Source organism: Micromonospora costi (assembly GCF_003626655.1).
Classification (GTDB): Bacteria; Actinomycetota; Actinomycetes; order Mycobacteriales; family Micromonosporaceae; genus Micromonospora; species Micromonospora costi.
Map to the genome: position 1 here is coordinate 621,258 of NZ_RBAN01000001.1, position 24,635 is coordinate 645,892.

Sequence of the window (24,635 nt, forward strand, 5' to 3'; positions counted from 1 at the left end):
CGATGACCGAGGGCGGCCGCCGAGCGGTCCCGGCCGGGACCCGCTCCCGTGACGCCTGGCTGGCCGAGGTCGCCCGCGAGGCCAGCGCCGACGCCGGCGGCGTGCCGGTGGAGTTGCTCGGTGACTATCTGCGGCTGCTGACGGACGCGGCGGTGACCGGCCGCCGGCCGCGTCGGGGCGAACTCGACGCGGTGGGGGCCCTCGGCCGGCGCGCCGCCGAGCAGGGCGTGTCGGCGGGGCGCGCCGTCCGCCTCTACCTGTCCGCGGCACGACGGCTCTGGCGGCAGCTGCCGCACCTGAGCCAGGCCACCGACAGCGAGACGGTACGCGCCGCCGCGGACGCCGTACTCCACGTCGTCGACAGCGCGGTCGCCACCCTTGCCGAGGGGTACGCGGCAGCCCGCCGGGAGCTGGTCCGCCGGGAGGAGACGCTGCGCCGGGAACTCGTCGACGACCTGCTGCGGGGCGACTCGGACCTCGCCGGGCTGGTGGAGCGGGCCGAGCCGTTCGGGTTGGACCTGGCGCGGGTGCACCAGGTGGCGCTCGCCTCGCCGAGCCGGCGGCTGCCGGACACCGACGCGGCGATCAGCGCGCTGGAGCGGGTCATCTTCGACCGGTTGGGTGACCGGGACGTGCTGGTGTCCACCAAGGAGGGGCTGCTCGTGGTGATCGCGCCGGCCGACGCGGTGGTGCCCGCCCGGGGCGGCGGGGACGGGGCGGCGGGGGACCTGGGCCGGCTCATGCACGCCGAGTTGGACCGTCTCGCGCGGGGACGGTCGTGGCAGGTGGCGGTGGGCCGTCCGCACCCGGGCCTGTACGGCATCGCCCGCTCGTACGAGGAGGCCCGTGAGGCGCTGACGACGGCGCGGCGGCTGCACCGCGACAGCGCGGTGATCGACGCCCACGACCTGCTCATCTACCGCGTCCTGCTGCGGGACCAGCCGGCCATGGTGGACCTCGTGCAGGCGGTGCTGACACCGCTGAGCCAGGCCCGGGGCGGTGCCGAGCCGTTGCTGGACACCCTGAACGAGTACTTCGCGTGCGGTGAGGTCGCCACGGAGGCGGCCCGCCGCCTGCACGTGTCGGTGCGCACCGTCACCTACCGGCTGGACCGGATCCGGGCGCTGAGCGGCTACGACCCGGCGGACCCGCGGGACCGGTTCACCCTGCACGCCGCCGTGCTCGGCGCGCGGGCACTGGACTGGCCGCGCCGACCCCTCACGGCGTGATCAGGCCTGGACGGCGACCAGTTCCGGGAAGCCGAGGAGGGTGGCCAGCGCTGTCGCCTCGGACCGGGTGAGGGTGAGGGTGACCATGCCGTCCGGATCGTCGGGGTCGTCGTGGACGACGTCCCGGCGGTCGCCCATCTGGTACTCGACGATGCCGATCCGGCGGCCCTGTCTCGTGGTGAAGGTGTGACGTACCCCGATGCCGGGCAACGTCGTGCGTTCGATGTGCATGGCAGGCTCCATGAGCGACGGCTGCCCGGAGCCGGCCAGGAGCGGGGTCGGCGTCAGGGCAAGGCGGTGGACGGTCGAGCGGGTGCCGCGACCTCCGGCGGCGCCCGGTCGGCTGACCAGGCGGGAACGCAGGCCGCGACGGCGCGGCTCAGCCGGAAGACGATGCACATGCCCAGCGCGCAACCAGCACGAACCGCCGCGATGACAACCGCCAGCACGGCCAGCATCGACAGCGCGAGCGGCCGCTCGACGCCGGCGAGATGCTGGTGGTTCCGCATGCGGCAACCATAGCTGCCCCGTGGACGCCGACCGGGGCCCGCCGCACGGGCGGCGTACGACACCTACCCCACCCCCGGGCCCGCCACCGTGCGTGACGACAGCCGGACGTTGGGCGATCGGGGTCTCCGGCGGCCGGCAATCGGGCGGGCCGGAATTGGCCGGCCCCGGGCAATGTCAGTCCGGGGTTTTCGGGCCACGCTGGAGGTCCGACGGGGTGTCCGAGCAGCGAGGAGGCGGTGATGACGAGCCGCATGGCGGTGGCGTCGCCACCCGTGTTCGCCGGTTGTCCGCCGCTGTCCCGGCCGGATTCGACCCCGCTCCGAGGTCCGGCGGGCGGCGGCCCGACCTCTCGGACCGGCCGCGTCTCCCCCACCGCCGGCAACCGGCGCCTCTGAGCCCGGTCTCGGCGACGCCGTCGAGGCCCGCGGCGCGGCGGTTCCCACCACGGCCGCCCGCCCAGCGCTTCCCGCACCGTCCCACCGGACGGCCGTCCGTCCCACCCTGAAAGAGGTCGGTATGCCCGGCAAGGTCATTTCCCTCCGCCCCTCGGCCGGCACCATGCTGGTCGGCCGGTCGCACACCGCTCCGCCGGCGGCGGCCGTCGACCCCGAGCCGATCGCCGTGGACCTCGGCAGCGCCCACCTGCGAATCTGGCTGGGGCCCGGCGGGGTGCTGAGCGTCCCGGTCGGCCAGGGCCTGCGGACACCGGTCGTGCGGCGCGGGCGGGTGGTCGACGGTCCGGCCTGCGCCGCCGAGCTGCGGCGGCTGCTGCGCGACCACCGCACCCCGGTGCCGGTCGGGGCGCTCGTGGTGGCCTGCCGTCCGGTGCTCGCCACCCCGGCCGACCAGGAGGCGACACGCCGCGTGCTGAGCGCCGTGCTCGCGCCGTCCCGGCTGCTCTTCGTCGACAGCGTGCGCGCGGGCGCCATCGGCGCCGGCGCCGCCGCGGGCACCCTGCTGCTCGCCGACATCGGCGCCGGGCTCACCGAGGTGGCCGTGCTGGAGGACGGGCGGGTCGTCGCCGCGCGGCGCGCCGAGATCGGCACGCGCGACCTGAACCACGCGGTGACCGCCGGCATGCTCGCCGACACCACCGCCGGCCTGATCCGCGATCTGCGGGCGGAGCCGGTGTTGCGGCCACTGGTCCGCGCGGCCCTGGCCCGGGGCGTGATCGTCGTCGGCGACGGTGCGACCCGGCCCGACCTGACCGCCCGGCTGGTCGCCGCCCTGGGCGCGACAGTGCACCGCGCCGCGTCACCGCGCACCGCGGCGTTGACCGGCGCCGGCCTGGCCGCCGTCGCGGCGACCCGGCACCCGGCGAGCGACGGAACGTGACCTTCTTCCCGGAGGGAGCCACCCCATGACGCACACCCTCAACGACCGCACCGAGGTCCTGCGCGAGCTGCTGGAACGCCAGTTCCGGGAGCACACCGACCAGCTCACGGAGCTGACGCTGCGCTCGCGCCAGCGCGGCCACGGCGGCCATGACCCCGACACCCTGCACCGGCTCATCGAGGTTGCCCGGCAGGGCATCGCCGACACCGCCCAGGCGTTGCGGCGGATGTCCGAGGGCAGCTACGGCGTCTGCGAGGGCTGCGGCCACGACATCCCCCCGGACCGCCTGGAGATCCTGCCGTCGGCCCGGTACTGCGTGCCGTGCCAGCACCGTCGCTGATCTGATCGGACGCTCGGTCAGCGTAGGCGGGATCGCCGGGCTCCCCACGGCGCCGGGGGCCGGCGCGCACCCTAGCCGCGCTGTGGGGTGCCGCTCCCCGGTGCGTCCGGTCTGGTGTGGAGGACGTCGCGGGCCTGCTCGGCGGCGCGGGTGATGCTCTCGCTGATGAAGTCGAGGAAGCGGGCGATGTTCTCCAGGCGGGCGGCCGCGGGGGTGTGGGAGCCGAGGATGGCGACTCCCCGGCGTGCGGTCTCGACGAGCTGGTCGTTGGCACGGGCGCTGGCGATCGTGGCCTGGTAGAAGAGTTCGTCGTCGACGACGTAGCGGTCGCGGCGGCCCTCGTCGCGTTCCCGGCGGACGAGGCTCTGGCTCTCCAGGAAGGCGATCGCCTTGGAGATGGACGCCGGGCTGACCTGGAGGCGCTGGGCGAGCTGGGACGCGGTGAGGCTGCCCGCGTCGGTGGTGAACAGGCAGGTCAGCACGCGGGCCGACATCTTGTTCAGGCCGGAGGCCATGAGGACCGTGGTGAACGACTCCTCGTACTCGGCGACGGCCTCGGCGTCGCGTCCGTGCGGCTGCGGGACGGTCTCCGCCCCTCGGGCGGAGACGGGTCTGCGCCGGTGGGCACGGCGTTCGGTGGCCCGGTGGGCCAGGTCGGCCCGGTAGGCGTTGGGACCACCGTTGCGCATCACCTCGCGGGTGATCGTCGAGGTCGGGCGGTCGAGGCGCCGGGCGATCTCGGCGTAGGGGAGGCTGTCGGCCAGCCCCAGCGCGATCTGCTGGCGTTCCTGCTGCGTGAGCCTGCCTCCCGGCATCGCGATCTCCCTGGTGATCCTCACGGCGGTACTGACCTGCCGACTATAGCGTTCACCTCGCACCCATTGCAATGAGCAGAGCGGTCGGCGTTGCATTGAAGCCGCGCCCGTTGCAACACTTATGACACTGTGACCTGGGGGAACGCCTCCCTTATGCAACATCCTTGTTGCCGTCATTTGGAAAGCAACGTAGCGTTTCTGGCATCGGAAACAACGACCGAGCACGGGAGAGCACGATGCAGACGTTCGACACCCCCGCCCCGATCTCCGCCGTCCTGGCCGTCCCCGCCGGGCGCATCCAGTTCATCGCCGCGGACCGCGCCGACACCACCGTCGAGGTCCGGCCCGCCGACCCCGCCAAGAGCCGCGACACCAGGACCGCCGAGCAGACCACCGTGTCCTACGCCGACGGGATCCTGCGGGTCACGGCCCCGGCTCCCGGCAAGCTCGTCGGCTCCTCCGGATCCCTGGAGGTCACCGTCCAGCTGCCCGCCGGTTCCCGGGTCGAGGCCACGGCCGCCGCCGCCGAGTTCCGCGGCGTCGGGCGTCTCGGCGATGTCACCGTCGAAGGCGCGTACCGCCAGATCAAGATCGACGAGGCGGCGGACGTCCGCCTCACGGCGATCGACGGCGACGTCGAGGTGGGCCGGCTCAACGGTCCCGCCGAGATCAGCACCGCGCGGGGCGACATCCGGATCGCCGAGGCCGCAGGCGGCACGGTCGTGCTCCGCACCCAGTCCGGCGACATCTCGGTCGCCGCTGCGGCCGGCGTCTCGGCCGCGCTGGACGCCGAGACCGGCTACGGCCGGATCAGCAACGCCCTCAAGAACGACGGCACCTCCGGACTGGACATCCGCGCCACCACCCTCCACGGCGACATCACCGCCCGCAGCCTCTGAACGCCAGAACCAGGACCAGGGACCAGCCGGCCGGGCCAGCGCGAGCGACCGAGTGTCGATCGCCGTCGACGGCCCGGCCGGCCGTCCCGGGAGGCCCACGCCACGCCGCAGGGCCGGGAGAAGCCGTACGAGTACGAGACCACTACGAATCCAGGTGGAGAACATGACGAAGAACAGCACCTCCTCGACCACGTCGACGTGGACCGGCATGGTTCCGGTGGACGACACCGCCCTGGCCGTCACCGACACCGGCGGTCCCGGTGTCCCCGTCGTCTACCTCAACGGCCAGTTCGCCACGCAGGGGTACTGGCGGCGGGTCCTCGCCGAGCTGGGGACGCAGTGGCGGCACATCACCTACGACGAGCGGGCCCGCGGCAGATCGAAGCGCTCGGCCGACTATTCCTTCGCGGCGGCCGTCCGGGACGTCGACGCCGTCCTCGCGGCCAGGGGCGTGGACCGGGCGGTGGTGGTGGGTTGGTCCTACGGGGCGTTCGTCGGGGCGCACTGGGCCAGCCGGAATCCGCAGCGGGCCATGGGCGCGGTCCTGGTCGACGGCGCGTTCCCGTACGACTGGCTGGACGAGGCCATGGAGCAGCGGATCCGGAAGCTGTTCCGGCGGCTGGGCCTGTTCCTGCCGCTGCTGCGTCCCACGGGTCTGGCCCCACGAATGAGCGCCGCGCAGCAGGCCGAGAGCAACATCGAGGTCGGCAGAATCTCCCGCGAGCGTGAGCTGGCCCCCGTGCTGGACGCCATCACCGTTCCCGTGCGGTACGTGGTCGCCTCGGGAACCTCCTTCGGAAGCCGCGGCGACGAGCAGGAGCGGATCCGCACCAGCCTCGACGCGGTGTGCGCCCGCAACCCGAACATCCAGATCGGGGCGAAGGTCACCAGCAACCACGGCGCCATCCTGCGCAAGGACTTCCGCGCCATCGCTCACGCCGTACGCGAGGTCGCCGGCCTCGACCGGGAGGGGCGGTGACACGCCACCGGTGGTGATCGCGGACGGGTGGCTTCGCCTTCCCCTGTGGAGACGAAGCCGCCCGGATGTGGGAGTTCGCCGCCGGCGACCTACGCCGGGGGCCTGGCTGCGGCCTTCGTGAACCGGCGGGCCAGGTGCGCGAAGGCTCGGGTGAGCTCGGGTGGGCCGACGACCTCGATGTCGGCGTCGAAGCGGCCGATCGTGGCGGCGAGGCTGGGCCAGGACCAGGACCCGAGGGTGAGCGTGCAGCGGTCGGGGCCGAGTTCCTCGACGATGCCGTCGCGGGTGTAGAGGGCGACGGTGGCGGCGGGCAGGTCGAGGATCACGGTTCCTCGGCAGGGCCAGTTCCCGGAGGGTCCGGCGGATCCGCGGAACCGGCTGGTGACGAAGGTGGTCACATCGCCCCCGGGCAGCGGCCGGGGGGTGAAACGAGGGCCGTTGGGGGTGCGCAGGATGATCCGCTCGGCGCGGAAGGTGCGCCAGTCGTCGCGGTCGAGGTCGAACGCGACGAGGTACCAGCGCCCGTCCCAGGTGATGACGGAGTGTGGCTCGGCCCGTCGCGGGGGCTTGTCGGTGGCCTCGGTGCCGTAGTCGAAACGCAGTGTCTCGTGGGCACGGACGGCGCCGCTGATGGCGAGCAGCACGTCGCCGTCGACCGGCGTACGCGGCGGGGTAATGGGCCGTTCGACGGCGGTGATCCGCAGGGCGTCGACGCGGTTCCGGAGCCGGGCGGGCAGGACCTGCCGGACGGTGTTGAGGGCTCGCGCGGCGGGTTCGGCGAATCCGTTGCCCGGGGTGGTGGCCGCGACCTGCAGGGCGATGGTCAGCGCGACGGCCTGCTCGTCGTCGAACAGCAGCGGGGGCAGGTCGGTGCCGGCGCCGAGCCGGTAGCCGCCGTCGGGACCCTTGACGGCGGCGATGGGATAGCCGAGCTCGCGCAGGCGGTCGACGTCGCGGCGCACGGTGCGCAGGCTGACGTCGAGGCGCTCGGCCAGCGCCGTGCCGGACCAGTCGCGGCGGGTCTGCAGCAACGACAGCAGGACCAGCAACCGGGCGGACGTCTTCGGCATGAATCTCATTCTGTCCGAGGTAGGTGACACATCCTGGCACCTACCTCTGTGAATCTTGGGCCTACGCCGGTGAGCTACGGCGGTCCGGCCACGCCCCTGGCCGGAAACATCCCGACACAGGAGCCATGATGAGCATCACCACCACCGCGCACCTCAACTTCGGCGGCAACGCCCGCGAGGCGCTGGAGTTCTACCAGTCGGTGTTCGGCGGCCACCTCGTGGTCATCACGTACGGCGACTTCGGCATGCCGAAGGAACTGCCCGACGCCGACAGGGTCGTCTGGGGCCAGGTCGCGGCCGACAACGGCTTCCGGGTCATGGCGTACGACGTGCCCAGCCACGCCGGGTCTTTCACCACCGCCACGGCGGCCGCCACCCACCGGGAGGACGGCATGACGCTGACGGGCCAGCCGTTCTTCATGTCCGTCCGCGGCGAGACGGCCGAGGAGGTCGGGGTGCTGTGGGACAGGCTCGCCGAGGGCGCCACCATCGTCGAGAACTACGGCCCGGCGCAGTGGGCTCCGGCGTTCGGGATGCTGACCGACCGGTTCGGCGTCACCTGGATCCTGGACGTCGCCACCGAGTACGCCGCCGCCTGACCCCTGCCGACGAGATGGCCGTCGGGTCGAACCGGACCTTCCCGGTGTGAAACCCTCGGCAGGCCGGCCGGACCGGGCTTCATGCGAGGTCCGGCGGCCTGCCGTTGCACTTGATCATCGCGCAGCGACGGGACGCATCTATTCCGGGCAGCGACGCTTCGTGTTGCATCGCAGCCGCCAGCTCGCGTCCGATCTCCGCGCCGGCTAGCTCTCGGTACCCGAGTGTCCGGTAGTAGGGGCCGTTCCAGGGCACGTCGCGAAATGTCGTCAGGGTCGTGGCTGGCCGATCGTTGCTCCTGCCCCATGTCTCAAGCTGCGCTATGAGCCGTCGGCCGATGCCCCGCCGAGCGTGAGTGGGAGCTACCGACACCTGCTCTATGTGGGCATTACCGTCCAGCACCCTTGCCACGATGTAGCCGGCGATCTTCCCGTCTTCCTCGGCAACCCAGATCAGCCCTTGTTGCTGACTACGACTCAGGGCCTGCCGATCGGGGACATGGTCCGCCACCTCCGACATGCCAACCGAGTGGAAGAGCTCGCCAGCCTGGATCTCGAGCAGGGCCAGGTCATTGAGTTCCGACTGTCGTGCCGGACGGATGAGCGGGGAATCCACACCCTCACCTTAGAGGCGGCCTGTCAGGGAGCCAGAGCGAGCGCCGAGAGGGGCCGACGTACCGGGGGGTCGGTTCCTCGCGTCCCGGCGTCACGCCTCGGAGTCGGTCTCGCCGGGCGCCTCCCGCCCGACCGGCGGGGCGGAAATCTCCAGCGGCCGTCCCCGGTTTCGCAGTGCGTCGAGCAGCGCGACCAGGGCCAGCACGCCGGTAACCACGCTCAGCCCGACCATCGGCGTCCCGTGGACCATCGCCGGCGTGAGCAGCAGCAGGGCCGCCAAGCCGATCATCTGGGATCGGGGAGCCCTGCCGAAGATCTCGTACTCCAGCCGCATCCGGCCGGCGAGGAAGAGCACCGGACCGCCGACCACGAACAGAAGCCAACCTGGCCGCGGCGGCCCGAACGGATCATCGATCACCAGCTCGTAGCCGACCGCGGTGACGAGCACGCTGAACACGATCAGCAGATGCGTCCGTTCCGACGCCGCGCCCAGCCGGCCGGGCATACCCGCCCGGCCGAACGCCTCGGCCAGCAGCAGACCGGCGCGGTGGAAGTAGATCCGCCAGAGCAGCGCGCTCGTGGCGAACGCGAACGCGAAGGCGGCTGCCCGCTGCGCGGAATAGTTCGTGCCGCTGAAGACCACGCCGATGACCAGAATCGACTCACCGAGTGCGACGAGAACGATCTGCTGGTAACGGTCGGCAAGATGCGTCCCCGCGATCCGCCAGCGGCCCACCGCTGAAGCCCCGAGCCAGGGCAGCGGCCAGCCCAGGGCCCAGGCGAGGTAGTCGACAGCGAGGGCGGCGACCCACAGCGGCAGGCGAAGATGGTCCGGACCCAACGCGCCCGCCAGCCACAGCGGCGCGCTCGCCGCAGACCAGGCGGCAAGCCGGAAGGGCACCAGCCGTCGCGGATGGCCACGCAGCGCGGCGGCGACCACCAACGGCCGCACCACCATCACCAGCAGGTACGCGGCCGTGAACGGCAGCGCCCGCTCCTCCACGGCACGCGGCAGCGTCACCGCCATCACCAGGCCGGCGAACATGGTGCCGACGACGACGGCCTGGATGATCGGCCGCTCTGGTTCGTAGCGGCTGGTGATCCAGGCGGTGTGCGACCAGATCAGCCAGAGCGCCAGAAAGAGCAGCAGGGTACGACCGAACCCTGTGACGAGGGCCCAGCCGGTGTCGTCACTCAGACCGGCGAATCGTTGCGAGACCCGGGTGAGGGCCACGACGAAGGCCAGGTCGAAGAAGAGCTCCAGGAATGTGGCGCGGCCGGAACTCCTGGGAGGGCGTAGCAGTCCGGCACCGCGTCCCGCCGCCATCGTCCGCCTCCGTCCGCCCCTCGCCGCACCAACGAGCCGACCGCCAGAGACGTTGCTCCAGGACCGGCAATGGACGGACGTCGTCGGTCGCCTGAGATCCGTGGCAGCCGACTTCAGCGACGCCGGAGTCGACCATCCTCGGGTACGCCGAGCGCAAAGAGCGTCCCTATGTCGGCCTCGTACCCGAAGTCCACGTTCTTGACCAGCAGCCGGTCAGGACTTGCCTCGACGATCTGCACCGAAATCGGTTCGGCACGTCCGTCAAGAGTGAGCCACCACTGGTCGGCGAGATAGCTCAGCCCAACCGATTCAAGAGTCTGCCGAGCGTCGTGCTCGTCGGTGGGATCCCCGAGCGCGTACCCGAAGACGGTAACTGGGATGTACCAGCTTCCTGTCTCGTCGACGGGACGGAGGTAGCCGAGAAGTTCGTTGTCCTCGACACGTCGGTGTTCGATCCAGGTCTCGGGGATCACGGTCACGGAGTGTAGTCCCGCACCATCGCACACCAGAAGGGATTTGCCGGTGCCGAGGTCGACGCGAGACCTAGAAGCCCGCCACCGGACGTGGCCGGTAGGGCGCTTCGAGCGCCTCGACCTCCTCGTCGGTCAGCTCGATGTCGAGCGCGGCGACGGCATCGTCGAGGTGGTGCGGTTTGGTCGCGCCGACGATCGGTGCGGTGACCCGGCCGGCCACCCAGGCCAGCGCGATCTGCGCGCGGGACACACCCCGGTTCGCGGCGATCGTCGCGACGGTCTCCACGATCGTCCGGTCGGTCTCCTCGTACCCGCTGTAGAGCGTGCGACCGAACTCGTCCGACTCCGTGCGGGTGGTGCTCGCGCCCCAGTCCCGGGTCAGTTTGCCGCGAGCGAGGGGACTCCACGGAATCGTGGCGATGCCCTGGTCCGCGCAGAGCGGCAGCATCTCCCGCTCCTCCTCGCGGTAGAGCAGGTTGTAGTGGTTCTGCATCGAGACGAACCTGGTCCAGCCGTTCAGGTCGGCGAGGTAGAGCGCCTTCGCGAACTGCCACGCGTGCATCGAGGACGCGCCGATGTAGCGCACCTTGCCCGACTTGACGAGATCGTGCAGGGCTTCGAGGGTCTCCTCGATCGGCGTCGCGGGGTCGAAGCGGTGGATCTGGTAGAGGTCGACATGATCCGTGCCGAGCCGGCGCAGGCTGTTGTCGATCTCGGCGTTGATCGCCTTGCGGGACAGGCCGGCGCCGTTCGGACCGGGACGCATCCGGCCGTGCACCTTGGTGGCGATGACGACGTCGTCGCGGCTGGCGAAGTCCTTCAGCGCGCGTCCGACGATCTCCTCGCTGCTGCCGTCGGAGTAGACGTTCGCGGTGTCGAAGAAGTTGATTCCCGCGTCGAGGGCCTGCCGGATGAACGGACGGGCCTGATCCTCGGGCAGGGACCAGGCGTGATTACCCCGCGCCGGATCGCCGTAGCTCATCGTCCCCAGGCAGACCCGGGAGACCTCCATACCCGTCGACCCCAGCCGCACGTACTGCACGATGCCTCCGTCGTGGGCCGGAAGGGTTCCGCCCCAGCGCACAGTACCCCGCCGACCGGCGGCCACCCGATCCCCGTTTTCGCGGTTCGGCGCCGGCCGACGCCGTCGTACGACCACGGCCGCTCCTTGCGGCGACAGCGTTGAGTTGATCAAGAGGTTTGTGTCAGGTTCGATCTCCGATCTGACGCGAACCTCTTGATCACCGCCATCTCCCGTCCCGTCACCGGTACCGGCCGTCGTAGCGGATTCCGCTCCGGGCATCCGTGAAGCTGACTCCCACCCGGGCTCCGTCCTCGACGATCCACCGAACCGTGTACGTCGCTCGGTACGTCGGCGGCCAGAATGACGCGAAGGTCCCGTCGCCCGTGACGGACCACTCCCCCACTGACGGCGCACCCCTGTCGACGTAGGTCGTTCGCCCATCCGCCGTGAATGATTGTGTTGCACCGTCCTGAAACACAAGCTGCGCCGCGGTCAGGGCGGCGACCATGTCCACCGCATCGATCGGCTGACCGTCGGCAACGTCTCCGGCGGAGGGGGCAGGATCCATCGGGCTCTCCTGAGGTCGGGGCAAGATGCTGGGCCGCCGCCATCTCGCGCGGCTGCACATGTCGAACGGCAACTCGGAACGATCGCGAGTCGCACTCCCTGGACTCTATCGTCCATGTATGCACGCGGAGGAGGCATCCCCCTGCAGAAGCACGCACCACCCGCCCGCCGGGATCCTGCTGTTACTCTCAACCACCGGTGGCCGGCGAGGCTTGCCGACCGGCCCCAGGCCGGCCAGGCTTGGACGAATAGGTCCAGTTAGCTTTCGCCGGATTGCGGGCGGCCACGTCCCCACCGCCGAGAATCTCAACACGCAGAGTGGGGAGGGGCGCATGGCACTGATCACACCCGGCTTCGGCGGCCGCAGACGCGACGACGCCAACCTGCCGCCGGGCCAGTACCGCACCGACGACTTCCCGGTGCTGTCGGCGGGACCGACACCGCGGATCGGGCTCGACGAGTGGGAGCTCGCCGTCATCACCGAGACCGGCGAGCGGAGTACGTGGTCATGGGCGGAGTTCACCGCCCTTCCTGCCGACGAGCCGACCGTTGACATCCACTGCGTCACGCACTGGTCGAAGTTCGGCACGCGCTGGCGAGGCGTTTCCCTTGACACCTTGCTGGCGGACGTCGAGACCGCGGCCGAGTACGTCGTCGCCCACTCCTACGGCGGCTACAGCACGAACCTCCCGCTCGAGGACCTTCTCGACGGCCGGGCCTGGGTGGCGTACGAGTTCGACGGCGAGCCACTGGTTCCGGTGCACGGCGGGCCAGCCCGCCTCCTCGTTCCTCACCTGTACTTCTGGAAGAGCGCGAAATGGCTGCGCGCTCTGGAACTGCGTCTCGACGACGAGCCCGGGTTCTGGGAGACGGCCGGCTACCACAACTACGGGGACCCGTGGCGCGAGCAGCGGTACCGGGCAGATTGACCTGGCAGCCGGCGACCGTCGCCGCGACCCGGGCGGAGAGCGCGACGGCGCGGGCCCTGGTCCTCGACGTCGACGGTGCGACCCAACCCCTCGGAGGATGATCATGTCGACCAACATCGGAGCAGACGACGCACTCTGGGTGGACGGTAACGCCCTCGCCGGACCGCTCGGCGAGATCATGGGGACCGACCTCACCGTTGCCGAGCTCACCTGCGCCGGCTGCCGGACGACCCGTCCGCTGGCCGCGATGCGCGTGTTCGACCGAGCGCCCGGCCTTGTCGCCCGCTGCCCCGGCTGCGGGGAGGTCGTCATGCGCGTGGTACGCATGGCCGGCCGGGTCCTGGTCGACCTGCGGGGCTCGCTCGTCCTCAGCCTTCCAGTGCCGGTTGCCTGAACGCCAAGAATCCGATCAATCAGGGCGAAACCCAAGGAGACAACATGGCGGGCAACGCCGAGGACATGATCACGTTGACCAGTGCCGAGCAGGATTCGACCGGCGCGAACCCGTCGGGGGCTCCCACACCGGACGTGGACGATCTCGTCATCACCAACAACAGCGCGCTCGGCATCTACGAGGCCGCGATCGGGGGCCGGACAGCCGCTGGGCTCGTCTACAGCGAGGTCGGGAGCCGGGTCGTCCTGATGGCGACATCCGTGCTCCCTGATTTCCGGGGGAAGGGAGTAGCCGCCAGGCTCATCGGCGGCGTCCTCGACGAGCTGCGCAGGCAAGGAAAGACCGCCACCGTCACGTGTCCGTTCGCGACTGCATTCGTCGATGCTCATCCGGAATATGCCGACGTTCTGGACCCGGCATCCCCTCGGTCGCACACAGCCGGGCGTGCGCATTGAACACGCGTCGTCGCGTCGCAACGCACGCCGACCGATGACGCGGGCTGCGGACGCGCACTGGCGCGTCCGCAGCCACGTTGCAGCTCGTCTTCGCCGCCCCCGGGTCCTTACGGACGTACGCTGATGATCGTCTTCCCGGTGGCCCGCTCGGTCGGATTGAGAGCGGCGACGGCGTCGTCGAGGGTCGCGACCGTGCCGATGTTCGTCCGCAGTCGTCCGTCCCGCACCCGCCGGACGATCTCACCCAGTTGGGCACGATCGGCCTCCACGACGAAATCGATCGCCAGGCCGTCCGCGGGTCGCGCCTCGGGCGGCCCGACGACGGACACCAGCGTTCCTCCGGGTCGAACCATGCCTGCGGACCGCTTCCCGATGTCGCCGCCGATGACGTCGAAGACCAGATCGACTCCGCCGACGTCTTCGAGGACGTCGTTCCCGAGGTCGACGAACTCCTGCGCGCCGAAGTCGAGTGCCTTCTGACGGTCGGCGGCGCGCCCGGTGCCGATGACGTAGGCGCCGAACTCATGTGCGAGCTGCGTCACCATCGCACCGACTGCGCCGGCTGCGCCGTGGACGAGGACGCTCTGCCCCGCCTTGAGGCGGCCGTGGTCGAAAAGTCCCTGCCAGGCGGTGAGGCCCGAGATCGGCAGGCTCGCGCCCACCGTGAAGTCGACGTCGCCGGGCAGCGGCGCGAGGTTGCGCGCCTCGACGGCCACACGCTCCGCCAGGGTGCCGTCGCGGGTCCAGTCCGTGAGGCCGAACACCCGCTGCCCCACCGAGAGTCCCGTCGTGCCGTACCCGAGAGCGCTGACCACTCCGGCCAGCTCGTGGCCCGGAATCGACGGCGTCCGGTCACGCCCGAGGCGATCGGTCCAGGTCGAGGGCCACTCCATCTCGGTCGGGACGAATCCCGACGCATGAACCTGAACGATGACGTCGTTGATCGCCGGTTCCGGCTCAGGCCGCTCCACCAGTGTCATCCCGGCCGTTCCCGCAGCCTGGTCCGTCACCACGATCGCCTTCATCAGGCACCTCCTTGCATCCAGTCCTCGTCTGCACGATCACGAGGAGCAAAATTTCCGTTTCCCAGCATTAGCGGCGTCAGGCCTCGGCGTCTTCACCACGCTGATCGGTGGCGGCAGGACGCGAAGATGTGGCCGGGAGTGGCGGGACGTCCGTGGAACTCGGCGCGGGCGGGCACGTCGGACAGCTTGTCGCCAGCAGCGGCACCCCAGTCGGACGCCTCGAAGCTAGCCACGCTGAAAGTGGTCTGTCAAGTCCAATCCCGGGTCCAACACGTTGCTACTTTTGCGGCGATTCAGCCCAGATAAGCCGCTAAAACCGGACGTCCATCCGGCGATCGCCCTGGACTTTGCAGTCCATCAAACCGAAAGGCTGCGGGAATACAACCGGGCCGCCGGATGTCTGTATCTGCGTGTCCAGGTGCCCTTCACCTCGACACGCGGCATCGGCCGAAAGGCCGGGAGGGAGAGCTGTGCCACAGCAGGCCCAGTACCACAAGAGCCCGGAAGCCGTTTCGCGGCTCAACCCGGAGCAGTACCGCGTGACCCAGCAGGACGGCACCGAGCGACCGTTCGCCAACGCCTACTGGGACAACCACGAGCCCGGCATCTACGTCGACGTCGTGTCTGGCGAGCCGCTGTTCGCATCGGTCGACAAGTACGACAGCAGGTCCGGCTGGCCGAGCTTCACGAAGCCGATCGCCAAGGCGAACGTCGTCGAGCGCGAAGACTCCAGCCACGGGATGATCCGGATTGAGGCCCGCTCCCTGCACGGGGACAGCCATCTCGGCCACGTCTTCGACGACGGCCCCCTGGACAAGGGTGGACTGCGCTACTGCATCAACTCCGCGTCGTTGCGGTTCATCCACCTCGACGACCTGGAGAGCGCAGGGTACGGCGAATACCGCACCCTGTTCACGAGTGACACCAACAGTGACACCGACGACAAGTAGGGAGACGACGTGACTACCGGAAAGGCGATCCTCGCCGGCGGCTGCTTCTGGGGCATGGAGGAGTTGTTCCGCCGCCAGCCCGGCGTCGTGTCCACGCGCGTCGGCTACAGCGGCGGCGACGTCCCGAACGCCACCTACCGCAACCACGGCACCCACGCGGAGTCCATCGAGGTCATCTACGACACCGAGAAGACCGACTTCCGCGCGCTGCTCGAGTTCTTCTTCCAGATCCACGACCCCTCGACGAAGAACCGTCAGGGTAACGACATCGGCACCAGCTACCGCTCGGCGATCTTCTACACCAGCGACGAGCAGAAGCGGATCGCCGAGGACACGATCGCCGACGTCGACGCCTCGGGCCTGTGGCCCGGCAAGGTCGTCACCGAGGTCACCCCGGCAGGCGACTTCTGGGAGGCCGAGCCCGAGCACCAGAACTACCTGCAGACGTACCCCGACGGATACACCTGCCACTTCCCCCGCCCCGGATGGAAGCTTCCGAAGCGGGCGACGGCCTGAAACACCCGGCGCGCGGGCCTCGGGGTCCGCGCGCCGGCCCGGGGCCGGGGCGGGGACCCCGACGAGGACCGACCGGATGGGTCCCCTCTTCTCAAGGACTAGATGGTCCAATAAAAGGGTCACCCTGTCGGTGATCTCGCGGACGTGGCACCGTTCGGCGAAGCAGGCAGAGCACGCTTTGCCTCTCAGCATCACGCGAAATGCGACAGGGTGTTGAATGGACTCAGCGGTCCTATTCTCCCTGAAATATCTGGTGTGCTAGATACACTTGACTGATGAGCGACGAGCAGGTGGCTGCGCCGACGAATCAGCGGCGGATCAGTCAACGGGGTATCGCGACGCGAGAGCGGATCCTCGAGGCGGCGAACCGCCTGATGTTCGTGCGCGGAGTGAACGCGACGACCCTTGACGACGTCCGCGAGGCAAGCCAGACGAGCAAGTCGCAGCTCTACCACCACTTCGCCGACAAGCAGGATCTCGTGCGCGCAGTGGTCAGGTATCGAGGCGCGCTGGTGATTCAGCGCGAGCGCGCAGGGCTCGAACGGCTGAAATCGTTCTCGGGGCTGGTCCGGTGGCGTAACGCGCTGGTCCAGGCCAATTCGCTGAACAACGGCAAATACGGGTGCGGTCTCGGGTCGATGGCTCTCGAGCTGTCCGATCAGGACGAGCAGGCTCGATCGATGCTGTCGGAGACGTTTGCGGCGTGGGAAAAGCTGATCAGTGATGGCCTGCACCGGATGCGGGACAGCGGTGTGCTGCGTCAGGACGCGGACCCGGAGAAGTTGGCCACGGGGTTGATGGCAGCCTTGCAAGGCGGCTACCTACTGGCAAACGCCGCCCACGACGTCGCACCCATGGAAGTTGCTCTCGACATGGCGCTGGAACACATCAAATCGTTCCTCTCGGAGCAACCCGGCGAGCCGACCCGATAATTGCGCCGGTCGCCTTCACCGCGGTGAGGAAGCTCTCATCGAGTCGTCGCTCGCGTCGCAGGATCGCCTCGTACCGCGACTGTTGGCGCACGAAGGACGGCACGTGTCGGCCTTAACGGACCACTGAGTCCAGTTTTGAATCGGGCTCGACCGAGCACGCCTTGATCCTAACTGCGCCTCCGTGCAGTTTAGGCACCCCGAGGCAGGGGTTCACCAGGTCCGAGCAGCTCTGGCAACGAGCGATCGTTTGGACTATCCAGTCCGCGAAGGCTAGCCTGCGGAGGCACTCGGTCATGGGTGATACGCCCGGCCACAGCCTCGCTCAGACTGCGACTCGGCTGCTGCTGGATCCGCATACCTGGACCGTCCCGACCAGGATCTACAGGAAGGCGCGGCTGATGGAAACCAATCAGGATCGTGTCGTCGCATCCGCCCGGGTTGTCCTCCCGGCCAATGAGCGCCGGCGCACGGACATGACCACCCGCGGCTTCACGTTCGTCGCCGACGAACCGCACAACGGCGCACCCGGCGAAGGCCCGACGCCGACGGAGTACCTGTTGATGGCGCTCGCATCGTGCACCGCTCAGACGCTGCGGCAGTACGTCGACTACAAGTACGACACCGCCGGTGACATCACCGTCGAGATCAACTACCACGAACCCCAGCAGGAGGGCGCGGAGCGCTACCTGCAGCGCACGATCACGCTGAGCGAAGACCCTGACCCCGACGACTTGAAGGTGATGCATGACATCGCCGAGAGGTCTCCGGTGACCCTGCTGATCCAGTTCGCGTGGAGCGTGAGGACCGAGTTCGTCGGGCCGCGCTGACATCAGGCCGCTTGCTGCTCGGCGACCAGGGCCGAGCAGCAAGCGGCTGTCCATGCTGGCCCGGCCAGCGCGTCGGAAGGTGACGTGTGACCGAAACCAAGAGCGGCCGGACGATCTGGAAGCGGAACCTGGCGGCGCCGCTGCGAGCTTTCCTGCGAATCGAGTCCGGCAGCGCCGGCGTGCTGGTGGCCGCCATCGTCGCCGCCCTGCTCTGGGCCAACATCGACCTCGGCTCCTACGAAGCCGTCTGGCGTACCCCATTGTCCCTGCGTCTCGGGCACCTCGAGCTCTCCCGCGACCTGCACACCTGGATCAACAGCGGCCTGATGACGCTGTTCTTCCTGGTCGTGGGTCTTGAGGCGCGGCGCGAGTTCGACCTCGGCGAGCTACGCGACCGGCGACGTTTCGTACTGCCCAGCGTGGCGGGCGTGATCGGCATGCTGATCCCGGTGCTGATCTTCCTGCTGATCAACCACGGCGGGCCGGGCGCGCACGGCTGGGGCGTGGCCATGTCGACCGACACCGCCCTCGCGTTGGGCCTGCTGGCTCTGCTCGGCCGGGGCGTGCCCGACCGGGTCCGGATCTTCCTGCTCACCGTATTCGTGGTCGACGACCTGATCGCACTCATCGTCATCGCCGTGGTCTACAGCGACGACATCAGGATGATGCCCATCGTGGTGGCCGTGGCGACGTTCGCGGTCATGCTGGCCCTTCGCGCGGCTGGCGTCCAGCGCGGCTGGGCGTACGTGCCGTTCGCCATCGCGATGTGGGGCGCGCTGCTGGTGAGCGGAGTCGACCCGGTGGTGGCCGGACTGGCCATCGGGTTGACCGCGTTCGCCTACTCTCCCGGCCGAGCTGAGCTCGAGAAGGTCAGCGGGTTGTTCCGGTTGTTCCGTGAGCAGCCGACACCCCAGCTCGCGCGTACGGCTTCGATCGGCCTCGCGAACACGCTGTCGCCCAACGACCGCCTTCAGCGCATCTACCACCCCTGGTCCAGCTACCTCATCGTGCCGCTGTTCGGCCTGGCCAATGCCGGCATCAGCATCGACGGTCCGTTCCTGGCCCGGGCGTTCGCGTCGCCAGTCACCTGGGGCGTGCTGCTCGGATACGTCGTCGGCAAGCCGCTCGCCGTGGTCGGCACCTCGGCCGGGCTCACCTGGATCTCGCACGGCCGCATCCGCCCGGCGGTGGGATGGGCGGGCGTGCTCGGCAGCGGCACGATCGCCGGTGTCAGCTTCACGGTGTCGCTGCTGATCGCCAGCCTGGCCTTCACCGGCGACCAACTGGCCGAGGCGAAAGTCGGGGTGCTCAGCGCCGCGATCGTGTCCTCGGCGCTGACCTGGACCGCGTTCCGCGTCACCAACGCCCTGCCCAAGGACAAGCGCATCCGGGCGCTCTTCGGCGACATGACGGAGCTGATCGACCTCATCCCGGAGGTCGACGAGAAGCAGGACCACGTCCGCGGCCCAGCCGGTGCGTCGGTAACGCTGGTGCAGTACGGCGACTTCCAGTGCCCGTACTGCGGGAAGGCCGAGCCGGTCGTCCGGCAGCTGCTGGGCGACGCCGACCTGCGTTTCGTGTGGCGTCACCTGCCTCTGCCGGACGTGCACCCGCAAGCCCGGCTGGCAGCCGAGGCCGCCGAGGCAGCGGCCGCTCAGGGCAGGTTCTGGCAGATGCACGACCTGTTGCTCGACCACCAGGACGAGCTGGACCTCACTGATCTGATCAGATATGCCGGTGACCTCGGTCTGGATCAGGAACGGTTCCGCGACGATCTGACAAGCCAGGCCCACGCCCGCCGCATCGACAGCGACATCGACTCGGCCGACAACAGCGGAGTGTCCGGCACCCCGACGTTCTTCATCAACGGCCGCCGCCACTACGGCGCCTACGACATCACCGCCTTGACCGCGGCCATTCGTATGGCCCGGGCCCGGGCCCGCCTCGACCGCGAGGCACCGGCGACCCGCGTACGCAAGACGCCTGCCGATCGGTCCGGCCGATCGCGACCGGAGGCCGCCATCGGCCGGACCGTACCGGACAGCGGGCGTTCACCCTCGTCGCCGGTATCGGGCCGGTCCTGACCTTCGTTCGCGCGTCATGGGCGAACGCGCGCGGACCGCCGCATGACGCAGTCGAGGGCTGGGCCACCGTGCCTCTCGCCCCGGCAGAGGCCGCCGGCGGGAGGAGTTGCCCGCGTAGCCCTTCACACGGATCGGATCCAGGCACCGGGCCGGGACGCGATCGTGAACGGCGATTGTGCTGGCGCGGCCGGACGAAACGCGGGCCACCAGGGGCCTGATGTCGAGGAGTTTGCCGTCGGCATTGACGCGGAACGTCCCGCCGCCGACGGCGAGGCCGGAACAGCAGCGGCCGCAGCCGAAGGCGAGCAGGGGAAGCCCGGTGCGACCAACGGTCCAGGGCAGCACGATATGAGGACGCGTAGACATGATCTCTCCAAGACCTGACGGAAGGCATGGGAAACGGACCGACGGCGACGTCGGCGACCAATGCGCGGGCACGGTGTCAGGTCTAGAGAGCAGGCGGCGTCACGCGGGGTGAAGTCCTCTCGTGAGTACGTCGGAGAACAGAATCCAGTGCGAAGGTAGGACGGAACGGCCCGGCGAGGCCACCCATTTGTCGTGGCCGCTAGCGACGCAGCCACCGGAGTGCCGCTCGTCGCCGCGGTTCGGACGGTCGGTGGCATGGACAATCCGCTGGTGACCGCGCACGATAGACCGGTGCCGCTCCAGGAGGGATTTCGGGGGCAGCGGATGGCATCGGTGCCCCGTCCGCTGGTCGCCGAGGCGCTGCGGCGCCCGATCACCGGGCGGCTTCTCGTCACCGACGCCGGGTACTACCCGGATGCCGCCGACCACCGGATGCATCGCCCTCGGGGCACCCCCGAGGTGGTTTTGATCGTGTGTGCCTCGGGCTTGGGCTGGGCGCGCGTCGGGTCGGGCATGCACCGGATCGGTGCCTGGCAGGCGCTGGTCATTCCCCGCGGTGTCGCGCACGAGTACGGTGCCGACGAGCGCGATCCCTGGACGATCTGGTGGGCACACCTGATGGGGTCGGACGTGTCGAAGCTCGCGGACTGCATGGAGGCCACGACCGAGCGGCCGGTGGTGCCGGTGCGGGCCATCGATCGGGCGGTGGCGCTGCTGGACGAGATCGTCACCTGCCTCGAGCGCGACCAGTCGCCCGTCCGCCTGCTGGGCGCGGCGGGATCCGCGTGGAAGCTGCTGACGCAGATCAGCGTTGATCGACTGCTCCCCGAACCGGGAGACCCGCTGCAGCGCGCCATGAGTCACCTGGCCGAGCGGCTCGACGGGAAGGTGACGGTGCCCGAGCTGGCGCGGCTGGTCGGGGTGTCGCCGTCGCATCTGAGCACCCTGTTTCGCCGTGCGACCGGGGGTGGGGTGTTGGCTCACCACACCGCGCTGCGGATGGGCAAGGCGCGACAGCTGCTCGACACCACGAATGCGACGGTCACCGAGATCGCGTCCGAACTCGGCTTCGATGACGCCTTCTACTTCTCCCGGGTCTTTCGGAAGCACCACGGGATGAGTCCGAGCAGTTTCCGCCGCCGCCATGTCGGCTACGAGGTGGCCGATGCCGCCTTCGAGGTATGGCCGCACGGCTGATCGCTGAGCAGCCGGGGCCCAGGCGGCGGGCCGGTGAGGCCGGGAGGTTCGTCCGGATACCGGCGTGGCATCCGGACGAACCAGCAACGCCGGTGGTCGCCCGGTCCGGCGAAGGTTCAGCCTTTCAGGCCGCTGCTGGCGACGCCGGAGAAGAACTGCCGCTGGAGCACCAGGAAGATGACGATGAGCGGCAGTGACGCGACGAGGGCGCCGGCCATGAGGGTCGGATAGTCGGTTCCGAACTGGCCCTGGAGCCCGGCCAGGCCGACGGTGATGGGCCGCTTGTCACCGCGTGGGGTCACGATGAGCGGCCAGAGCAGGTCGTTCCACGAGTAGAGCGAGGTGAGGACGGCCAGCGCCGCCATGGTCGGGCGCGCCATGGGCAGCATGATGTACCAGAACGTCCGCAGGGGTCCGGCGCCGTCGAGCCGGGCGGCCTCTTCGAACCCGGCGGGGATCGACAGGAACGCCTGCCGCATCAGGAAGATCCCGAAGGCCGAGAACATACCCGGGATCGCCAGGGCGGGAATGGTGTCGAGCATCCCGAAATCCCTGATGATCTCGAACTGCCCGATGAGGAACAGCTGGCTGGGCACCATGAGCATCGCGATGAACAACCCGAACAGGAGCCTGCGTCCGGGGAACCGGAGCCGGGCGAACGCGTAGCCGGCGAGCGCCGAGACAGCGAGCTGCCCGATCACGCGGAGTACGAGCGCGGACACGGAAACGGTGAGCTGCGCCCAGAACGGCACCGAGCCGAAGAACGTGGCGAAGGCGCCGGTGGTCGGGTCTTCGGGCAGGAGCGTCGGCGGCATCTGGGAGGCTTCGCGGTTGGACTTGAAGATGGTGATCAGCTGCCAGACGAACGGCGCCACCATGACGACTGCCGCGACGGCGAGGACGACGTGGATGACCCACTCGCCGTGGCGGGACGCCTTCGATCCGGCTGCCGCACGCTCGATGGGCCTGCTTCGGAGGATCTGATCAGTCATAGAACACCCACCGGCGTTGCAGGCGGAACTGGACGAGGGTCGCGGCCATGATCACCATGAGCAGCACGATCGCGATCGCGGCCCCGTAGCCCTGGTCGAACTCCACGAAGGCCTTCTCGTAGAAGAGGTAGACGATGGTTTTCGAGTCGGCGAGCGCGGTGTTGTTGACGCTGCGGAGCATCACGAAGATCAGGTCGAACATCTGCAGTGCGGAGATCACGGTCAGCACGGTCACCAGAAACACGCTCGGCGACAGCAGCGGCAGGGTGATCCGGAAGAACTGGCGGACGCGTCCCGCCCCGTCGAGCGATGAGGCCTCGTAGAGGTCTCGCGGGATCGACTGGAGTCCCGCTCCGAGGATGATGAGGTTGATGCCGAGGCTCATCCAGATGCCGACGACACCGACCGCGTAGATGGTGAAGGTCGCATCGGCGACCCAGTACTGCCCGGGGACGCCGAGCAGGGAGAGAACGTAGTTCAGCAGGCCGAAGTCGCCGTTGTAGATGAAGCGCCAGACCATGCTGACCGCGACCGGCAGCGTCACGACCGGCAGGAAGAACAGGACCCGGTAGACGGCGCGGCCGCGGCTGACCTGCTCGATGAGCGCGGCGAGCACGATCGCGACGGGGACGCCGAGCAGCAGGATCGCGGTGTAGAGCGCCGAGTTGCGTAGGGCCTGCCAGAAGGTCTCGTCGCCGAGCAGCTCGGTGTAGTTGTCGACTCCGGTGAACGTGCCGGGCCCGAAGGCCGGGACGTCCATGAAGCTCTTGCCGAACGTGGTGAGGAACGGCCAGACGTAGAGGGCGACGAGGCCGATGAGCGCCGGAGCGATCATCAGGTAGCCCCAGCCGGGTGAGGGAAGCAGCCCTCCCCCGCGGCTGCGGTTGCGCTGCCGCGTGGGAGGGCTGGCGACGTCGGTGGTCACTGCGCGAGGACCTCGTTGATCGCTGTGTTGTAGGCCCGAGCGGCGTCGGCCGCGGTCTGCTTGCCCTCCCACGCCGGGCCGAGGTACTGGGTCTCGAGGTCGGTCCACTTGGCGGCGTCACCGGCGATCGGCAGCGGCACCGCGTAGTCGACGGCGTCGACGAAGACCTTCAGGTTGAACTCGGGCATCACGTCGAGCCAGCCCTGCTGGGTGTCCTTGTACGCGGGCAGCACCGCGCCGCTCTTGGCCTGGATCACCGCCGCGTCCCTGCCGCTGGCGAAGATGAGGAACTCGGCGAGTTCCTTGGGGTGCTTCGTGCCGGCGTACCCGGCGTTGAGGATGCCGCTGATCATCGTGGCCCGCTGCTTCGCCTTCGGCAGCGGCGCGACGCCGACATGCGGGCGCAGCGCCTGGTCGCCGTAGAGGCGCTGGGCCCAGAAGGAGCCGGAGAAGTACATGGCGACCTTCTGGTCCATGAACATCTGCACCGCTTCGGTGTCGGAGAGCTGCTTGAGCGTCGGCGAGAGGCCGTCGGCCTGCATCTGGGTCCAGAACTGCAGACCGGAGATGGCCTCCGGGCTGTCGATCGCGGCCTTGCCGTCGTCGCCGATCACCTTGCCGCCGGCCTGGTAGATACTGTTGTAGTAGCCGCCCTGGCGGTCGATCGGGGCGGCGATGCCCCACACGCCGGCGGCGGGGTTGGTGAGCTTACGGGCGGCCTCACGCGCGTCGTCCCAGGTCCAGGTGTCGTCCGGGTAGGCCACGCCGGCCTTGTCGAAGAGGGCCTTGTTGAACCAGATCGCGTTGGTGTCGAAGTCCTTCGGCAGGCCGAAGAGCTTGCCGCCGGTGTCGTACAGGTCGAGGACGGCCTTGGGGTACGCGGCCAGGTCGACGCCCGCCGCCTTGACCGCGTCGGTGATGTCGAGTAGCTGGTTGCCCTTGGCGTACGCGGGAAACTGGTCGGCGAGCATCCAGAACGCGTCGGGTGCGGTGCGTCCTGCCGCGCCGACCTGAAGGGTGGACCAGTACTCGGGCCACGGCAGGACCTGCACCTGCACATCGATGTCGGGGTGCTTGTCCTCGAAGGCCTTGGCGATCGCCTCCATGGCCGGCTTCTGGTCGTCGCTCCAGGTCGCGTAGCTCAAGGTGACCTTGCCGTCTCCCCCGCCGCTGCCGCTGCAGCCGGTCGCGGCGAGGGTGGCCAGCACGGCCGCGGCGGCGACCCATCTCTTGCCGTATCGCATGGTTTCTCCTTGGTGGGTGG

At 69.5% G+C, this 24,635-nt stretch carries 27 protein-coding genes and 1 pseudogene; 15 read left to right on the forward strand and 13 right to left on the reverse strand.

Annotated features, from left to right (window positions below; genetic code table 11):
• Positions 1 to 2 precede the first annotated feature (2 nt).
• Complete coding sequence (locus tag D7193_RS02785) at positions 3 to 1,229, forward strand: PucR family transcriptional regulator (RefSeq protein WP_120779207.1); 1,227 nt, start codon at positions 3 to 5, stop codon at positions 1,227 to 1,229.
• On the opposite strand, the gene D7193_RS02790 is transcribed toward D7193_RS02785, so the two are convergent.
• Together D7193_RS02790 and D7193_RS02795 are read right to left on the reverse strand one after the other, a co-directional pair.
• Complete coding sequence (locus tag D7193_RS02790; protein WP_120777793.1) at positions 1,230 to 1,460, reverse strand: cation:proton antiporter regulatory subunit; 231 nt, start codon at positions 1,458 to 1,460, stop codon at positions 1,230 to 1,232.
• Between the two features lie 53 nt (positions 1,461 to 1,513).
• Positions 1,514 to 1,738 carry a hypothetical protein gene (locus D7193_RS02795; protein WP_120777794.1) on the reverse strand — a complete coding sequence of 75 codons (225 nt, stop codon included), beginning with the start codon at positions 1,736 to 1,738 and terminating at the stop codon, positions 1,514 to 1,516.
• Between the two features lie 517 nt (positions 1,739 to 2,255).
• Here D7193_RS02795 and D7193_RS02800 point away from each other — a divergent pair.
• Both D7193_RS02800 and D7193_RS02805 read left to right on the forward strand, forming a co-directional pair.
• A complete protein-coding gene (locus D7193_RS02800) occupies positions 2,256 to 3,074 on the forward strand; it encodes a rod shape-determining protein (RefSeq protein ID WP_120777795.1) in 819 nt (272 codons plus the stop codon).
• A 25-nt stretch (positions 3,075 to 3,099) separates the two neighbouring features.
• Positions 3,100 to 3,414: a TraR/DksA family transcriptional regulator gene (locus D7193_RS02805; RefSeq protein ID WP_120777796.1), complete on the forward strand. Its 315-nt coding sequence runs from the start codon at positions 3,100 to 3,102 to the stop codon at positions 3,412 to 3,414.
• Positions 3,415 to 3,485: 71 nt separating this feature from the next.
• On the opposite strand, the gene D7193_RS34795 is transcribed toward D7193_RS02805, so the two are convergent.
• Positions 3,486 to 4,229, reverse strand: a complete 744-nt coding sequence (locus D7193_RS34795; protein WP_120777797.1) for a helix-turn-helix domain-containing protein — start codon at positions 4,227 to 4,229, stop codon at positions 3,486 to 3,488.
• Between the two features lie 236 nt (positions 4,230 to 4,465).
• Here D7193_RS34795 and D7193_RS02815 point away from each other — a divergent pair, with 236 nt between their 5' ends.
• On the forward strand, positions 4,466 to 5,128 hold the full coding sequence (locus D7193_RS02815; protein ID WP_120777798.1) for a DUF4097 family beta strand repeat-containing protein: 663 nt from the start codon (positions 4,466 to 4,468) through the stop codon (positions 5,126 to 5,128).
• 163 nt (positions 5,129 to 5,291) lie between these two features.
• Positions 5,292 to 6,107, forward strand: coding sequence for an alpha/beta fold hydrolase (locus tag D7193_RS02820; RefSeq protein WP_120779208.1), 816 nt, complete (start codon positions 5,292 to 5,294; stop codon positions 6,105 to 6,107).
• Between the two features lie 89 nt (positions 6,108 to 6,196).
• Here the strand turns inward: D7193_RS02820 and D7193_RS02825 are convergent, their stop codons facing one another.
• Positions 6,197 to 7,177 (reverse strand): helix-turn-helix transcriptional regulator, encoded by a 981-nt coding sequence (locus D7193_RS02825; protein ID WP_120777799.1) that lies wholly within the window; start codon positions 7,175 to 7,177, stop codon positions 6,197 to 6,199.
• A 128-nt stretch (positions 7,178 to 7,305) separates the two neighbouring features.
• On the opposite strand from D7193_RS02825, the gene D7193_RS02830 reads away from it, so the two are divergent.
• A complete protein-coding gene (locus tag D7193_RS02830; RefSeq protein WP_120779209.1) occupies positions 7,306 to 7,776 on the forward strand; it encodes a VOC family protein in 471 nt (156 codons plus the stop codon).
• A gap of 79 nt (positions 7,777 to 7,855) precedes the next feature.
• Here D7193_RS02830 and D7193_RS02835 read toward each other — a convergent pair whose 3' ends face one another.
• The 5 genes from D7193_RS02835 to D7193_RS02855 form a co-directional block, all read right to left on the reverse strand.
• Positions 7,856 to 8,389, reverse strand: coding sequence for a GNAT family N-acetyltransferase (locus D7193_RS02835; RefSeq protein ID WP_120777800.1), 534 nt, complete (start codon positions 8,387 to 8,389; stop codon positions 7,856 to 7,858).
• 90 nt (positions 8,390 to 8,479) lie between these two features.
• Positions 8,480 to 9,715: a low temperature requirement protein A gene (locus tag D7193_RS02840; RefSeq protein WP_120777801.1), complete on the reverse strand. Its 1,236-nt coding sequence runs from the start codon at positions 9,713 to 9,715 to the stop codon at positions 8,480 to 8,482.
• Positions 9,716 to 9,828: 113 nt separating this feature from the next.
• Positions 9,829 to 10,188, reverse strand: coding sequence for a hypothetical protein (locus tag D7193_RS02845; protein ID WP_120779210.1), 360 nt, complete (start codon positions 10,186 to 10,188; stop codon positions 9,829 to 9,831).
• 70 nt (positions 10,189 to 10,258) lie between these two features.
• Entirely contained in the window at positions 10,259 to 11,230 is a 972-nt protein-coding gene (locus D7193_RS02850; protein WP_120777802.1) for an aldo/keto reductase, read from the reverse strand.
• 220 nt (positions 11,231 to 11,450) lie between these two features.
• Complete coding sequence (locus tag D7193_RS02855) at positions 11,451 to 11,780, reverse strand: hypothetical protein (RefSeq protein WP_241562798.1); 330 nt, start codon at positions 11,778 to 11,780, stop codon at positions 11,451 to 11,453.
• 331 nt (positions 11,781 to 12,111) lie between these two features.
• On the opposite strand from D7193_RS02855, the gene D7193_RS02860 reads away from it, so the two are divergent.
• The 3 genes from D7193_RS02860 to D7193_RS02870 all read left to right on the forward strand — a co-directional run bounded on the left by D7193_RS02860 (position 12,112) and on the right by D7193_RS02870 (position 13,557).
• Complete coding sequence (locus tag D7193_RS02860; protein WP_120777803.1) at positions 12,112 to 12,708, forward strand: sulfite oxidase-like oxidoreductase; 597 nt, start codon at positions 12,112 to 12,114, stop codon at positions 12,706 to 12,708.
• Between the two features lie 103 nt (positions 12,709 to 12,811).
• The gene (locus D7193_RS02865) at positions 12,812 to 13,102 is read left to right on the forward strand and encodes a DUF6510 family protein (RefSeq protein ID WP_120777804.1); all 291 of its coding nucleotides are present in this window, start codon (positions 12,812 to 12,814) and stop codon (positions 13,100 to 13,102) included.
• Positions 13,103 to 13,146: 44 nt separating this feature from the next.
• Positions 13,147 to 13,557 carry a GNAT family N-acetyltransferase gene (locus tag D7193_RS02870; RefSeq protein WP_120777805.1) on the forward strand — a complete coding sequence of 137 codons (411 nt, stop codon included), beginning with the start codon at positions 13,147 to 13,149 and terminating at the stop codon, positions 13,555 to 13,557.
• 107 nt (positions 13,558 to 13,664) lie between these two features.
• Here D7193_RS02870 and D7193_RS02875 read toward each other — a convergent pair whose 3' ends face one another.
• A complete protein-coding gene (locus D7193_RS02875) occupies positions 13,665 to 14,582 on the reverse strand; it encodes an NADP-dependent oxidoreductase (protein ID WP_120777806.1) in 918 nt (305 codons plus the stop codon).
• Between the two features lie 470 nt (positions 14,583 to 15,052).
• Here D7193_RS02875 and msrB point away from each other — a divergent pair, with 470 nt between their 5' ends.
• The 6 genes and pseudogenes from msrB (at position 15,053) to D7193_RS02905 (ending at position 21,454) form a co-directional block, all read left to right on the forward strand.
• Entirely contained in the window at positions 15,053 to 15,532 is a 480-nt protein-coding gene (msrB, locus tag D7193_RS02880; RefSeq protein WP_120777807.1) for a peptide-methionine (R)-S-oxide reductase MsrB, read from the forward strand.
• Positions 15,533 to 15,541: 9 nt separating this feature from the next.
• Positions 15,542 to 16,048 carry a peptide-methionine (S)-S-oxide reductase MsrA gene (msrA, locus tag D7193_RS02885; protein ID WP_120777808.1) on the forward strand — a complete coding sequence of 169 codons (507 nt, stop codon included), beginning with the start codon at positions 15,542 to 15,544 and terminating at the stop codon, positions 16,046 to 16,048.
• Positions 16,049 to 16,323: 275 nt separating this feature from the next.
• A complete protein-coding gene (locus D7193_RS02890) occupies positions 16,324 to 16,980 on the forward strand; it encodes a TetR/AcrR family transcriptional regulator (protein ID WP_120777809.1) in 657 nt (218 codons plus the stop codon).
• Positions 16,981 to 17,273: 293 nt separating this feature from the next.
• Entirely contained in the window at positions 17,274 to 17,807 is a 534-nt protein-coding gene (locus tag D7193_RS02895) for an OsmC family protein (RefSeq protein ID WP_241562799.1), read from the forward strand.
• A gap of 86 nt (positions 17,808 to 17,893) precedes the next feature.
• Positions 17,894 to 19,827: pseudogene (gene nhaA, locus D7193_RS02900) on the forward strand (Na+/H+ antiporter NhaA); the annotation flags it as partial.
• Positions 19,828 to 20,512: 685 nt separating this feature from the next.
• Positions 20,513 to 21,454, forward strand: a complete 942-nt coding sequence (locus D7193_RS02905) for a helix-turn-helix transcriptional regulator (protein WP_174242534.1) — start codon at positions 20,513 to 20,515, stop codon at positions 21,452 to 21,454.
• Between the two features lie 116 nt (positions 21,455 to 21,570).
• On the opposite strand, the gene D7193_RS02910 is transcribed toward D7193_RS02905, so the two are convergent.
• The 3 genes from D7193_RS02910 to D7193_RS02920 are packed head-to-tail and all read right to left on the reverse strand — an operon-like array spanning position 21,571 to position 24,615.
• Positions 21,571 to 22,446, reverse strand: a complete 876-nt coding sequence (locus tag D7193_RS02910; protein ID WP_120777812.1) for a carbohydrate ABC transporter permease — start codon at positions 22,444 to 22,446, stop codon at positions 21,571 to 21,573.
• On the reverse strand, positions 22,439 to 23,371 hold the full coding sequence (locus D7193_RS02915) for a carbohydrate ABC transporter permease (RefSeq protein ID WP_241562800.1): 933 nt from the start codon (positions 23,369 to 23,371) through the stop codon (positions 22,439 to 22,441). Before D7193_RS02915 ends, D7193_RS02910 begins: the two co-directional genes overlap by 8 nt.
• Entirely contained in the window at positions 23,368 to 24,615 is a 1,248-nt protein-coding gene (locus D7193_RS02920) for an ABC transporter substrate-binding protein (RefSeq protein ID WP_120777813.1), read from the reverse strand. The genes D7193_RS02915 and D7193_RS02920 overlap by 4 nt, the downstream gene beginning before the upstream one ends.
• Positions 24,616 to 24,635: the final 20 nt, after the last annotated feature.